9 protein-coding genes are annotated in these 13,236 nt (G+C 58.2%); 8 read left to right on the forward strand and 1 reads right to left on the reverse strand.

All coding sequences use genetic code 11. The annotated features are described in order from the left end of the window. Window positions 1-19: 19 nt before the first annotated feature. Window positions 20-433, reverse strand: a complete 414-nt coding sequence (gene cadR / locus BUA36_RS27160) for a Cd(II)/Pb(II)-responsive transcriptional regulator (protein ID WP_008448020.1) — start codon at window positions 431-433, stop codon at window positions 20-22. A 110-nt stretch (window positions 434-543) separates the two neighbouring features. Here cadR and BUA36_RS27165 point away from each other — a divergent pair, with 110 nt between their 5' ends. The 8 genes from BUA36_RS27165 to BUA36_RS27205 all read left to right on the forward strand — a co-directional run bounded on the left by BUA36_RS27165 (window position 544) and on the right by BUA36_RS27205 (window position 13,235). Then, entirely contained in the window at window positions 544-2,811 is a 2,268-nt protein-coding gene (locus tag BUA36_RS27165) for a heavy metal translocating P-type ATPase (protein ID WP_072789733.1), read from the forward strand. Window positions 2,812-2,828: 17 nt separating this feature from the next. Further along, window positions 2,829-3,176: a cation efflux protein, CzcI family gene (gene czcI / locus BUA36_RS27170; protein WP_072789673.1), complete on the forward strand. Its 348-nt coding sequence runs from the start codon at window positions 2,829-2,831 to the stop codon at window positions 3,174-3,176. A gap of 91 nt (window positions 3,177-3,267) precedes the next feature. After that, window positions 3,268-4,590, forward strand: coding sequence for a TolC family protein (locus BUA36_RS27175; RefSeq protein ID WP_084560378.1), 1,323 nt, complete (start codon window positions 3,268-3,270; stop codon window positions 4,588-4,590). Continuing rightward, window positions 4,587-5,810 (forward strand): efflux RND transporter periplasmic adaptor subunit, encoded by a 1,224-nt coding sequence (locus BUA36_RS27180; protein WP_084560379.1) that lies wholly within the window; start codon window positions 4,587-4,589, stop codon window positions 5,808-5,810. The genes BUA36_RS27175 and BUA36_RS27180 overlap by 4 nt, the downstream gene beginning before the upstream one ends. Before the next feature lie 9 nt (window positions 5,811-5,819). Next, entirely contained in the window at window positions 5,820-8,945 is a 3,126-nt protein-coding gene (locus BUA36_RS27185; RefSeq protein WP_072789676.1) for an efflux RND transporter permease subunit, read from the forward strand. Window positions 8,946-8,998: 53 nt separating this feature from the next. Further along, a complete protein-coding gene (locus BUA36_RS27190; RefSeq protein WP_008448029.1) occupies window positions 8,999-9,334 on the forward strand; it encodes a P-II family nitrogen regulator in 336 nt (111 codons plus the stop codon). Between the two features lie 446 nt (window positions 9,335-9,780). Next, entirely contained in the window at window positions 9,781-12,519 is a 2,739-nt protein-coding gene (locus tag BUA36_RS27200) for a heavy metal translocating P-type ATPase (RefSeq protein WP_072789682.1), read from the forward strand. Window positions 12,520-12,542: 23 nt separating this feature from the next. Continuing rightward, entirely contained in the window at window positions 12,543-13,235 is a 693-nt protein-coding gene (locus tag BUA36_RS27205; RefSeq protein WP_072789742.1) for a ZIP family metal transporter, read from the forward strand. Window position 13,236: the final 1 nt, after the last annotated feature.

The following is a 13,236-nucleotide window of genomic DNA, read 5'->3' on the forward strand; positions in this document are numbered from 1 at the left end:
CGCCGGTACGCCAGGTCCGTTACTCGGACTTGTCGAGCTCCAGGAGGATGCCACACTGGCGGGCCGGACGCGCGTCTCCGCATTGTGCTCGTAGCTGTTCGAGCTGCGATTGCAAACTTTTCAGTTCCCGGATGCGGGTCGCGACCTGACCGATATGCCTGTCGAGCAGCATATTGACCTCATCGCAATTGGCCTCAGGTGCATCGCGCAATGACAGCAATATCCGGATCTCATCCAGCGCGATGTCCAGAGAGCGGCAATGGCGGATGAATTGCAGGCGCTTGATGTGCTCGTCGCCATACAGTCGATAATTTCCCGCAGAGCGAGCGGGCTGCGGCAGTAAGCCCTCCTGCTCGTAGTAGCGTATTGTCTCTGCCGATGCGCCGGTCGCGGTGGCGAGCTGGCTGATTTTAAGACTTGCGGGGTGGGACATCGGATTCACCTTGATTGAACTGGATGCTGAGTTTGCTTGACCTTATAGTTACTATAGGGTTTCTAATCTCAGTATATCGCCAATTGAATTGGCTGACACGAATGGATTATATGCATTGTTGTGATAGCAAAAACACGTGCGGCCCGGCGTTGGAGGCGGTCGAGGAAGGAACGGATACGGCGGGAGCCGAGGAAGCTGTTTTCTTGATTCAAAAGATGGATTGCCCGACGGAGGAGAAGCTCATTCGTGACAGGTTCAAAACGATGGCCGGCGTCGACAGCATGCAGTTCAATCTCATGCAGCGTGAATTGACGGTTCGGCACCGGTTGCAATCGACGCAGACGCTGCTCGAAGGTTTGACTGGACTCGGCCTTGACCCGGTGCTCAAGTCGGATTCGTTAGACGTAGACGCTGTGGCGCTTCAATCGGACCGTGCGGTCGCCGGTCCCCGGGTCCCCTTGTTGCAATGGATTCTGATGGGCCTTTCTGGCGCGGCCGCGATTGGATCCGAAGTACTGGCATGGACCAGTGGGAACGACGGTTCTTGGCCGGTCGTCACGCTGGCGTTGCTCGCCATCGCCGCCGGTGGCGTCGATACGCTGCGCAAGGGGTGGATCGCGCTACGCCATTTTTCTCTCAACATGAATTTCCTGATGTCGCTAGCCGTCATTGGTGCCGCCGCGATCGGACAGTGGCCCGAAGCGGCCGTCGTCATCTTCTTGTTCGCGGTGGCGGAGATGATTGAGGCATTGTCGCTGGACCGCGCGCGCAATGCGATCAAGCAGCTGATGGCCATGACGCCCGACACCGCCAGCGTTCTAGGGGCGGACGGAACCTGGAGCGAAGTGCCGGCATCCCAAGTCAAAATCACGGCGCAGGTGCGCGTCCAGCCTGGTCAACGTATCGCGCTAGATGGCGTCGTCACGCGCGGCCAGTCGACGATCAATCAAGCTGCCATCACGGGCGAGAGCATGCCGGTGACGAAACAGCCTGGTGACGCGGTGTTCGCTGGGACAGTCAATGAACATGGCGAAATCGAGTATCGCGTCAGCGCGCTCCAGAGTGAGTCAACGTTGGCCCGTATCGTGCGCAGCGTCGAGCAAGCCCAAGGGGATCGTGCGCCCACGCAGCGTTTCGTCGATGAATTTGCTCGGCACTATATTCCGGCGGTGCTGATGCTGGCGATAGTGGTAGCACTCGTTGTGCCATTCGTGCTGAACACCCCCTTTCAACCCTGGCTGTACAAGGCGCTCGTCTTGCTGGTGATCGCCTGTCCGTGCGCGTTGGTCATTTCCACGCCGGTGACGGTTGTCAGCGCACTTGCAGCAGCGGCCCGGCACGGCATATTAATCAAGGGTGGTGCATATCTAGAGCAAGGACATAAGCTCAAGGCTATCGCGCTCGATAAGACCGGCACCATCACTCTTGGACGGCCCTCTGTGACCGATACGCGTGTGTTGGATTCTGGCGACAAGGCTGCTCTACTCCGCCTTGCCGCAAGCCTTGCCATACGTTCTAATCATCCGGTATCGGCGGCAGTGGTTGATGATTGGACCGCCGCCAATCCAGGCGACACTGTGCTCGATGTGGTCGACTTCATGGCGCTGCCCGGGCGCGGAGTCAATGGGACGATCAACGGCGAATTCTATTACTTCGGCAATCAGCGGCTGATGCAGGAGCAAGGCATCGGCGGCGGCATGCTGGACACGGTGCTTGGAGAATACGAGCGCGGCGGAAAGAGTGTCGTCGTGCTGAGCTCGACCACTACACCGTTGCTCGTTCTGGCGGTGGCCGACACCATGCGCGATACCAGTGAGGCCGCGATTGCGGCAATGCGTGGCTTGGGCCTGCATGTGGTAATGCTGAGCGGTGACAACGCTTACGCTGCTGCAGCGATGGGGAGTCAGGCCGGAATCGGTGACGTGCGTGGGAATCTGCTTCCTGAAGAGAAGCTCGCCGCCATCCACGAACTGCGTACACAGTACGGTTACATAGGCATGGTGGGCGACGGCATCAACGACGCCCCTGCGCTGGCCAGTGCTGACATCGGCTTCGCCATGGGCGCGGCGGGGTCTGACACGGCACTTGAAACTGCCGACGTTGCATTGATGGACGATGATCTCAGCAAGCTGGTCGCGTTTTTGCATCTAAGCTCACGCACACGTAAAGTACTGCGGCAAAACATCGGTTTCGCGCTGTTGATCAAGGCCGTTTTCCTAGTGTTGGCCTTAGCGGGGCAAGCGACGTTGTGGATGGCGGTATTTGCGGATATGGGGGCCAGCTTGCTGGTTGTGTTCAACGCTTTGCGTATGTTGCGTAGCCTGGATCGATTTAACACACAGCACAGAGACGGTAACGCCACTTCGGCCCTTCCTTGATATGTTATGATTTTTCCGTGAAACGATTTCTCCTTATTCTGTTGTTGGTACTTGTACCGTTCCAGTTTGCCTGGGCAACGGCGGGATCGTATTGCCAACACGAAACGGGGGCGACCAGCGTGCATTTTGGTCATCATGCCCATCAACATCAGGGCAAAGCCGATACATCGAACACCAAAGCCAAGCTTGGCAAGATCGATCTCGACTGCCCCTCGTGCCACGGTGCTGGCTGTGCATTGTTCTTAACGCACGTCGAACCCGTCACCGTCCCGCTCGATAAAACCGCAGCCGAACCGCGAGTTCTGCTGTACACCTCCCATATCCCGGACGGCCCGCGTAGGCCTGACCGCTCTCCCGTCGCTTAAGCCGACGGGACACTCCTTATTGCTTTATTAGTTCGCTATCTGCGAGCTGGCGTCTCGTCGAATTCTTTTCCCATGGCCCTTGGAGAATTCGATGTACAAACTATTACTGCCGCTTGGCATAGCGGCGGCTGTCGCTGGCCAGCCGGTGATCGCATTGGCGCAAGTTCTAGCGTTGCCGCTCGTCCACGATGGGGCGCAATCGCCTGTCACCTCTGTGCAACCTACGGTGCTGAACCTTGACCAAGCGCTTGAACTAGCCGATCGCGTCAGCGTTGATATTCGTCAGACGGCCTCCAATCGCGATGCTTTATCGGGAGACTTGTCGGACGCCTCACATCTGCTATGGAACAATCCAAAGCTGAACGTTGAAAGAGTCCGCCGCGAGGTGCCCGCGCAAGGTCTGTCTACCACGCGCCAACGTGAATGGAGCGCCACATTCGAGCAGACGTTCGAGATCGCGGGCCAGCAAGGGTATCGCCGCCGCGCCGCGCAAGCGCAACTGGCGGCGCATGGCGCAACGCTGGACGAAACGCGTCGTGCTGTGTTGGCCGAAGTGGAGACTTCTTTCGTCGAGGTACTCGCCCTGCAGGAGCGCGTCAAGACCGAGAACGCCTCGTTGGGCCTGATTCAAAACACGGCACAGTCGGTGGAGAAGCGCGTGGTGGCGGGTGAAGATAGCCGCCTCGATGGCAATCTCGCCCAAGTCGAGGCGGTGCGCGCCCTTAACCAGATTGGCGTACTTCAAGAGCAATTGATCGAAGCGCGCCAGCGCCTTGCCGAATTATTACAACTGCCGGCGGGAGCACTACCCATCGCGGATGGCACACTCGATGTCGGCCAGGCCAAACAGTACACGTTGGCCGATCTGCTGTCGCGCGCTAGTCAGCGTCCGCTGCTGCGCGCGCTGGACAACAAGCAGGACGCTGCCCGCAACAGGTTGTCGCTGGAACGGGCCACACGTTATCCGGACGTGACGGTCGCTGTATCTACCTCGCGCGAGGGACCGGTCGGCGCGCAGGAGCGTCTGACGGGCTTGAGCATGTCGATTCCACTCCCATTTTTCCATCAGAACGCTGGCGCAATTGGCCGGGCATCGACGGAACTGAAGCAAACCACGATTGAGCGTGAGACCGCAATGCGCGACACCCAAGCCGCTGTCGCGGCGCTGTGGCAACGGATGCAAAGCCTCACGGAACGCGTCAAGGCGTTGCGCTCATCGATCTTGCCCACCCTGGAACAAAACCAGGAGTTGTCAAAAAAATCGCTGCAGGCTGGAGAAATCAGCATTGTGCAGCTTCTGTTGGTTAACCGCCAGTTGCTCGACGGCCGAAAGGACCTGATCGACGCCGAACGGGAATTGCGCGTGACCGACATCGCGCTGCGAACCGCCGCAGGCCTGCTATCACGACCATGAACTTCTTGTCCAACGCTCAGAACAAAAATGGAAACCCCATCACCATGCCAAACAAACACAAATATCGGCTCACTCTGCCGCTTGTTCTAATCTCGGCCATTTTCGCAGGCTGCAGCAAAGATAAACCGTCGGCCCCTCCTGACAAAGTGCCAAGTGCGGAGAAGGCGGAGGCTGGCGGCGACAAGGTCGTCACGCTTAGCGCCGACGAAGGCGCTACTTCCGGGGTGCACACAGCCGTGCTGGAACAGCAAATTTTTGCCGATCAGCTTACGGTGACGGCGACCATCGAGCCTGCGCAGGACCGCTACGCGAGCATCGCGCCGCGCATATCCGGAAAAGTGGACAAGGTGATGGTCGGCCTTGGCGAGCAAGTCCGCGCGGGGCAAACGCTCGCTTTGGTCGATAGCATCGAGGCGGGCGAGGCGCAATCGGCTTATGCCCAAGCCGTGACGGAATTATCCGTGGCGAGGTCAGCAGCCGAACGCGCAGAACGACTACAAGCCGATCAAATCATCCCGCAGAAGGACGTTCTGCGCGCCCGGGCCGACCTCGAAAAAGCGAAGGCGATCGCGCGCGCGGCTGGTGATCGTCGCCACGCGCTAGGCCTGTCCGGTCGCGACGGTGAAACGAGCAAGACACCATCGATTTTTCCGGTAACGGCGCCGTTCGCCGGTACCGTCGTCGACAAGAAGGCCGTACTCGGCGAGCTAGCGCAGCCCGACAAGCCACTCTTTGCGATCGCGGACATGTCACACGTCTGGATTGAAACCAATCTGTTCGAAAAAGATTTGGCAAGAGTCAAGCCAGGTGCGCAAGCGGTCGTCACTGTGGCCGCGTATGGCAGCGAAGCGTTTCGCGGGAAAGTCACCTATGTGAGCAGCGTGATGGACAAGGAGACCCGAACAGTGAAGGCCCGCGTTGAAGTACCCAATCCAGAAGGTAAACTCAAGCTCGGCATGTTCGCCAGCGCGGCCATCTCGACGGAGGGGAGCCAAAAAGCCCTGATGCTGCCGAATGAAGCGGTGGTGCTCGTCCAAGGGCAACCAACGGTGTTCGTCAAGCGCGGCGAAGGTTTCGACACGCGAGCAGTGGAGCTTGGCGACAAGCGCCAGGGCCTGGTTGAAATCAAGGGCGGCGTCAAGACCGGTGAAACGGTGGTGACCCAGGGCGCCTATGCGCTTAAGGCCAAGCTGCTCAAGTCGCAGATCAGCGCGGATTAAGGGGACGACATGCTCAATTCTATTGTTGACCTCTCACTGCGCTATAAGGTGCTCGTCATCGTCGGCTTTCTGATTGTCGTCATGATGGGCGCGCTGGCCTGGCGCGACTTGCCGGTCGATGCGTTTCCGGACGTGACACCCATTCAGGTGAACATTTATACGGAGTCGCCGGGCCTTGCGGCCGAAGATGTCGAGAAGTTGCTGACAACGCCGGTGGAGACATCAATGGCGGGATTGGCCGGGGTGGAAGCGATTCGCTCAGTGTCGCTGTTCGGCCTGTCGTACGTCAGTGTCAATTTTAAAGACAACGTCGATATCTATTTTGCGCGCCGGCTGGTGGGCGAAAAGCTCCTGGAAGCCAAGCAGCGCATGCCGGACGGCTACGGCGAGCCAACTATGGGGCCGAACAGTTCTGGGCTGGGCCAGGTGTTTTGGTACACGGTGGAGTCGGCCGACCAGAACATGACGACGATGGATCTGCGCACGCTGCACGACTGGGATATCCGCCTGAAGCTTCGCACCGCTCCTGGTGTGGATGACGTGAGTTCTTGGGGCGGCGACGAGAAGCAGTACCAAGTGCTGATTGACCCGAACAAGCTGATTAAGTATGGCTTGAGTTTGAAAAGTGTCATGGAAACGCTGACGGCGAACAATCGCCAAGTGGGCGGCCAGTATCTGAACGTAGGACAGGAACAATATCTGGTGCGCGGTCTGGGCCTGGTAGCAAACGCAAGCGATATTGGGAACGTGGTACTGGCGACACATCAAGGCACGCCCATTTATGTGCGCGATGTCGCCCAGGTCAAGGAAGGTGCATCTTTGCGCTCGGGAGCCGTGACGAAAGACGGGAAAGAGGTGGTTCTCGGCATGGCGCTACAGCGGCTCGGTGAGAACGCCAAAAATGTTGTCGCCGAGGTCAAGCAGAAGTTGAAGTCGACGCAGCAGGCGTTGCCGAAAGGCGTAACCATCAATCCGGTCTACGATCGTACCGACCTGGTGGACAAGGCGGTCAAAACGGCGGAAAGCGCGCTGGTGGAAGGATCCATCCTGGTGGCTGTGATCCTATATCTGTTCCTTGGCGAGATTCGCTCGGCGGTGGTTGTGATCGTCGCGCTACCACTGGCCATGCTGATTAGTTTTATCATGATGCAGCAATGGGGCTTGTCAGCCAATCTGATGTCACTGGCGGGCCTTGCGGTAGGTATCGGGATGATGGTCGACGGCGCCGTGGTGATGGTCGAAAATGGATTCCGGCTGCTATCTCATCATGCTGAATCGGGCCGTCCGATTAACAAGACGCATATCATCTTGCAGGCCGCCCGCGAGGTGATCAATCCGGTTGCGTTCGCGATCCTCATTATCATCGTGGTCTTCCTGCCGCTATTCTCCCTCACCGGCCTGGAGGGCAAGATGTTCAAGCCGATGGCGCTGACCATCACCTTCGCCATGGTCGGGTCGTTGATCCTGACAATGACACTCGTTCCAGTGCTTTCCGCGTTGATTCTTAAAGCAAAAAAAGAGAAGGATACCTTCGTCGTCGCTGCGGCCAAGCGCCTTTACCTGCCGTTGCTCGACCGCGCTCTCGACAACAAGAAGATCGTGGTCATCGGTGCGGTTGGCTTGCTAGTGGCCTCGCTCTCGCTTATCCCCTTCCTAGGCAAAGAATTCATGCCCTCCTTGCAGGAGGGCGGCATTATGTTCCGAGTCACTAGCATCCCGTCCACATCTCTGGACGAATCGATCCGTATATCCAAACAACTCGAAGCGAGTCTGAAGGAGTTTCCCGAGACGGCATCCTCGTTGGCGATGATTGGCCGGGCCGAGAAGGGAGAAACAGCGGATGTGAACTACATGGAACTGCTTGTCAACCTCAAGCCGCAGAGTGACTGGCCCAAGAAGAAGGCCGTCCCGGACTTGGCCAAGGAGATGCAAGTTGCGCTTGAACGAAAAGCGCCGACTGCAGTAATCGCCGCAACGCAGCCGATCCAGATGCGTATCGAAGAACTGATTTCGGGTGTGCGGGCGACGCTAGCCTTAAAAATCTATGGTGAGGACTTAAATACGCTCGATCGCCTGACAAGTCAGATGAAGGAAGTATTGGAAAAAGTGCCTGGTGCCGCCGACCTATCGTTGGAGGCCAACAAGGGCAAACCCCAGCTCATCATCAAGGTCGACCGTGAAGCGGCGTCCCGTTACGGTATCAATGCCGATGACATTCTCAACGTCGTACAGGCGGGCATTGGCGGAAAGGCTGTCTCTACGCTTATCGATGGCTCGAAGCGCTTTGACATCCAGGTATGGCTGGGTGGTGAATTCCGGAACAGCGTGGAGGCGATATCCTCGATTCCGATTCGTAGCGAAAATGGCGCGCTCGTGCCGCTGGGGCGCGTCGCCGCGCTTGAAGTGGACGAAGGTTATTCATTCGTGCGGCGCGAGCAGTTACAGCGATATGCCGTCATCCAGATGGACGTGCAAGGGCGTGACGTGAACAGCTTCGTGCAGGAGGCACAGCAAAGAATCGCCGCACAAGTGAAGATCCCGACTGGGTATGTGATGGAATGGGGCGGCGCGTTTGAAAACCAGAAGCGTGCAATGACCAAGCTGGCCATCATCGTTCCTCTGACGATAGGATTGATCTTCATCCTCTTGTACACAGCCTTCAATTCGCTTACGTACGCCACACTTATCATCGCCAATGTGCCTTTCGCGACCATTGGCGGTGTTGTTGGGCTGTTCGTTACTGGTCAGTATCTGTCGGTACCCTCTGCAATTGGCTTCATTGCCGTATTCGGCGTTGCCATGCTCAACGGGATCGTGCTTGTGACCTTCCTCAATGAGCAACTGGAGCAAGGACTGAGTGTGCGCGAAGCCGTGCGCCAAGGAGCGGCGCTACGCCTGCGCCCAGTATTGATGACCGCGTCGATCGCCATCTTTGGCTTGGTGCCAATGCTGCTATCTTCCGGTGTTGGGGCGGAAACTCAACGACCGTTGGCCACGGTCGTCGTGGGTGGCCTCTTCACTTCCACCGCCTTGACCTTGCTGTTGCTACCGCTGCTGTACGAATGGGTCGAGAACCGTCGAGAACGTAAGGCGCTCGCGGTGTCCATGCCACAGACAACGACGGCGACAGTGTGACGTTCGGCGCCGACGACATCGGCGGCTCTACCTTTCCAGACCAGGAGGTCTATATGAAACAGCTCAAAGCATTCATCCACCCGCACCGCGTGCGCTTCGTCACGGAAGCGCTGCGCAATTCAGGATTGTGCGACATCAGCAACGGGGTCGGCTGCTACAACCTCACCGTTTCCACCGTTCAACGCCTTTATTCGGGCAACGATCAGGGGCAACAGCACTATTCGCTCGACTTGGCCGAGCCGGTGGTGGCGGAAGCGAAGTTGGAATTGATTTGCGAGGATGACCTGGCACCGCAACTGGTGTCATTGATCGTCCAGGCCGGCAAGCCCAGCAAGGGTTGGGTATTTACGACAACCATCGATGCGGTTGCCGAAATAGCGGGCGCATAGAGTCGCGGGCATGAGACTACGCCCTCGACGCCACAGAGTTCATGCGCGCGAAGGCATGTCCTCTCAAAGGAAGGGACACAACGTCCGCTTCGCGCTTGTGGCCGGAACCGCGTTGGCGATACTGCTTACGGTTGCTTGTGGTCTGCTGTGCATCTCGACCGTGCACAGCAGACTATGGTGGCTCGCCTATGTGATGGCACTTTGTCTGGCAACGACGCTACTGGCGCACCATCGGATGGACGAGCATCGCTTCTTCATTGCGTACGCCACGCTTGTCTTGCTAGAAACGTCGATTTGGTTTTGGTCCGTCGAGCACATGATCATGAGCGCGGGTGATTGGATACTGGCGGGAGCGTTCTTGTTGCTGGCCGTGCTCAGTTTGCTACTGCACAGACGCGGGCGTCAGCCTGGCTAACAATCCAACAACAATTTCAACAGGGTGGTATATGAAACATGCCGAAAAAATAAGACTCGTACTACCACTGGTCCTGCCCGATGTGACGCATCCGCAGGATCAGTGCATTGACAGGTTGATCCAGTCGCTATCGGGCCGTCCCGGCCTGGAGCGAGTCCATCTGAAACAAGGCGAATCTGAAGAACTGCTCTTGTGTCTGCATTACGATCCTGCGCTGATCACAGTGGCGCGGCTGCGAGAGTTAGTCCATTCGGTGGGTGCGGACTTGACGGAAAAATACGGGCATTACACTACCCGTATCAACCTTCCACTGCATGCGCGCAGTGCCCGGTTATTATCGAACAGGCTACGCGGTATGCTTGGCGTGCTGGAGGCGGAGGTATCGGCATCGGGCGCGGTTCGCGTCGAATACGAACGCGACCTGCTGTCGCAAGCCGAGCTGGCGCAACGCATCGCCGCAATTGGGGGAACAATGGAAGGCGCGAGCGGGCGCGGGCATGACGATGCGCCAGGTACCGGCCAACTTGCAGATCAGAACATTGTTGCTATTATGGGCGCCCGGATAGCCAAGTCGGGGACCACGTCCCCACATGAGCGCAAACACGCATCTGCAACAACGTCAGCGGTCGATGTCACTGCACATGGCCATGATGCTGGGCATGTGCATGAGCACGAGACAGAAGCGCAGCACGCTCACGCCCACGACGACAAGGCCGAAGCGCATGCAGGTCACGACCACGCCCATGGCGGTATCTTCGGCGAGAGGTCCGAGCTAATTTCCGCCGTTCTTGCGGGTGTATGCGTGTTGGCAGGATGGCTTGTCGAAAGTGCCGGATGGGGACCCGAATGGCTGCCGCTCTTACTCTATTGCGGCGCCTACCTCTTCGGCGGTTATTTTACGACCAAAGAGGCGATCGAGAACATCCTGGCGCGTCGCTTTGAGATCGACACCCTGATGCTGGTCGCGGCTGCCGGCGCCGCCGCCCTGGGGAAATGGGCAGAAGGCGGCTTGCTATTGTTCCTGTTCAGTCTTGGCCATTCACTTGAACACTTCGCGATGGGCCGGGCACGGCGGGCGATCGAGGCGCTGGCTAAGCTGGCGCCGGAAACCGCGCTCCTCAAACGCGGCGATGCAACCGCCGAAGTTCCAGTGGAAACCCTCAAACCTGGCGATATCGTGCTGGTGAAGCCCAATGAGCGACTGCCGGCTGATGGTGTTGTCGTTAAGGGCAACACCAGCGTGAACCAGGCGCCGGTCACAGGTGAAAGTGTTCCCGTTGACAAGGAGCCTGTCGAGGACGGTACCGCCGCGATCACCACGTTCGAACGGGTTAGCGCCAATAGTCGGGTTTTTGCCGGTACCATCAACGGTTCAGGCGCGATCGAAGTCATGGTCGCGCGACTGGCCGCCCAGTCTACGATGGCGCGCGTGGTTCAGATGGTGGCAGACGCGGAAGCCCAGCGCTCACCGACGCAGCAATTCACTGACAAATTCGAACGCATTTTCGTTCCCGTGGTGCTTACGCTGGTGGGCTTGTTGATGCTCGCGTTCCTGGTCATCGACGAATCGTTCGCGGACAGCTTCTATCGCGCGATGGCCGTTCTGGTTGCAGCCAGTCCATGCGCTCTGGCCATTTCCGTTCCGAGCGCCGTGCTGTCCGGGGTCGCGCGCGCCGGCCGGGGGGGCGTCCTGGTTAAGGGCGGTGGGCCACTGGAGAATCTTGGCAGTTTGACGTCCATCGCTTTTGACAAGACCGGCACCCTGACCGAGGGGCGCCCGAAACTGACCGATGTCGTACCAGCGGACGGCGTGAGCGAGGAGGAACTGCTGACAATTGTCCTTGCAGTCGAGTCGCACAGCGACCATCCGCTGGCTTCCGCATTGGTCGAAGGGGCGAAAGCGAGTCTTTCGAATGGAAAGCCGGTGTCGACTGCAGACAACGTCAAAAGCATCACAGGACGCGGCATCCAGGCAAGTGTCGGTGGCGAGACCGTGTACATCGCCAAGCCAATACTGTTTTCCGAGCTTGGGGGTACCGGCTTGCCCGATGCACTCATCAAGACCAACGATCAGTTGATCAAGGATGGCCGCACCACAATGATTGTTCGCAAGGGCGAACGGTATCTGGGTACTATCGGCGTGATGGACACTCCGCGCGAAGTTGCGGCTTCGGTGATGACCCGACTGCGCGCGCTAGGCATAGAACGTCTGATCATGATTTCTGGTGATAACCAGCAGGTGGCCGACTCTGTTGCGCGAGCCGTTGGATTGACCGAAGCCCGGGGAGATTTAATGCCCGAGCAGAAAGTTGAGGCTATCAAGCAATTGCGCGAGCAGCACGGAAAGGTCGCCATGGTTGGTGATGGCGTCAACGATGCGCCGGCGATGGCCAACGCAACGGTCGGTGTTGCGATGGGGGCAGCGGGCTCGGACGTCGCGCTTGAAGCGGCGGATGTTGCCCTCATGGGCGATGACTTGGGGCAGCTCCCCTTCGTGGTTGGCCTGTCTCGGCAAACTAGCCGCATCATCAAACAGAATTTATGGGTCAGCCTGGGCGTCGTCGCTGTCCTCATTCCAGCGACAATATTTGGCTTGAACATCGGAACGGCCGTGCTCTTTCACGAAGGATCGACCGTGCTGGTCGTGATCAATGCGCTACGTCTACTGGCGTTTCATGATGATGACAGGGGCAGCATAGCGAATACGACCCAACCTCCGGCATCTGTAGAGACCGCGAAAGTCGATGTCATGAAGGCGCCTACAACGTGAATACGTCTTTAAGTAGTGTCCTGATGTTTGCGGCTTTCCCCGCTATCTCCGTCGTTCTGGGCGCCTTAGTGACGCTCGTGCGTACTCCCAGCGCGAAGCTACGCAGCGCGGTGCAGCACTTGGCCGCCGGGGTCATCTTCTGCGTCCTGGCCACCGAGTTACTACCCGACTTAGTCCATCGTCATATGCCATGGGTTACCCTAATGGGGTTTTCGATTGGGGTCGCGGTAATGCTTGCCGTCAAATGGGCCGGAGATCAAGGCGAGAAAGGCGAATCAGCACGAAGCAGTCGCGGACTACTGTCAGCAATGGGTGTCGATGTTGCTCTGGATGGCATGCTCATTGGCCTTTCGTTCGCCGCAGGCGAAAGACAAGGCTTGTTGCTCACCATCGCGCTTGTCTTGGAGCTTTTTTTTCTCGGTGTCTCTTGCGCCACATCGCTTGGCAGCAGAGGGAAAACCAAGTGGGCGATCGGACTGACGTGCATTGGACTCGCTGTGGCGCTACTCGCCGGTGCGGGGGCCGGTGCGGTCTTGCTCAGCCGCGTCTGGCCAGTCTATGTTGATGGATTGCTGGCCTTCGGCGTCGCGGCATTGTTATATCTGGTGACCGAAGAACTGCTCGTTGAAGCACATGAGGAATCGGAGACACCGATCCAGACGGCGATGTTTTTCCTCGGCTTCATCGGTTTGTTCACTTTGGACATGCTCATTTAGC

The sequence above is a fragment of the Duganella sacchari genome, from assembly GCF_900143065.1.
Lineage (GTDB): Bacteria > Pseudomonadota > Gammaproteobacteria > Burkholderiales > Burkholderiaceae_D > Rugamonas > Rugamonas sacchari.

What these genes read in the sequence shown, in the direction of transcription:
- cadR (WP_008448020.1), bottom strand. Translation starts at nt 433, where the DNA reads ATGTCCCACCCCGCAAGTCTTAAAATCAGCCAGCTCGCCACCGCGACC.
- BUA36_RS27165 (WP_072789733.1), top strand. Translation starts at nt 544, where the DNA reads ATGCATTGTTGTGATAGCAAAAACACGTGCGGCCCGGCGTTGGAGGCG.
- BUA36_RS27175 (WP_084560378.1), top strand. Translation starts at nt 3,268, where the DNA reads ATGTACAAACTATTACTGCCGCTTGGCATAGCGGCGGCTGTCGCTGGC.
- BUA36_RS27180 (WP_084560379.1), top strand. Translation starts at nt 4,587, where the DNA reads ATGAACTTCTTGTCCAACGCTCAGAACAAAAATGGAAACCCCATCACC.
- BUA36_RS27185 (WP_072789676.1), top strand. Translation starts at nt 5,820, where the DNA reads ATGCTCAATTCTATTGTTGACCTCTCACTGCGCTATAAGGTGCTCGTC.
- BUA36_RS27190 (WP_008448029.1), top strand. Translation starts at nt 8,999, where the DNA reads ATGAAACAGCTCAAAGCATTCATCCACCCGCACCGCGTGCGCTTCGTC.
- BUA36_RS27200 (WP_072789682.1), top strand. Translation starts at nt 9,781, where the DNA reads ATGAAACATGCCGAAAAAATAAGACTCGTACTACCACTGGTCCTGCCC.
- BUA36_RS27205 (WP_072789742.1), top strand. Translation starts at nt 12,543, where the DNA reads ATGTTTGCGGCTTTCCCCGCTATCTCCGTCGTTCTGGGCGCCTTAGTG.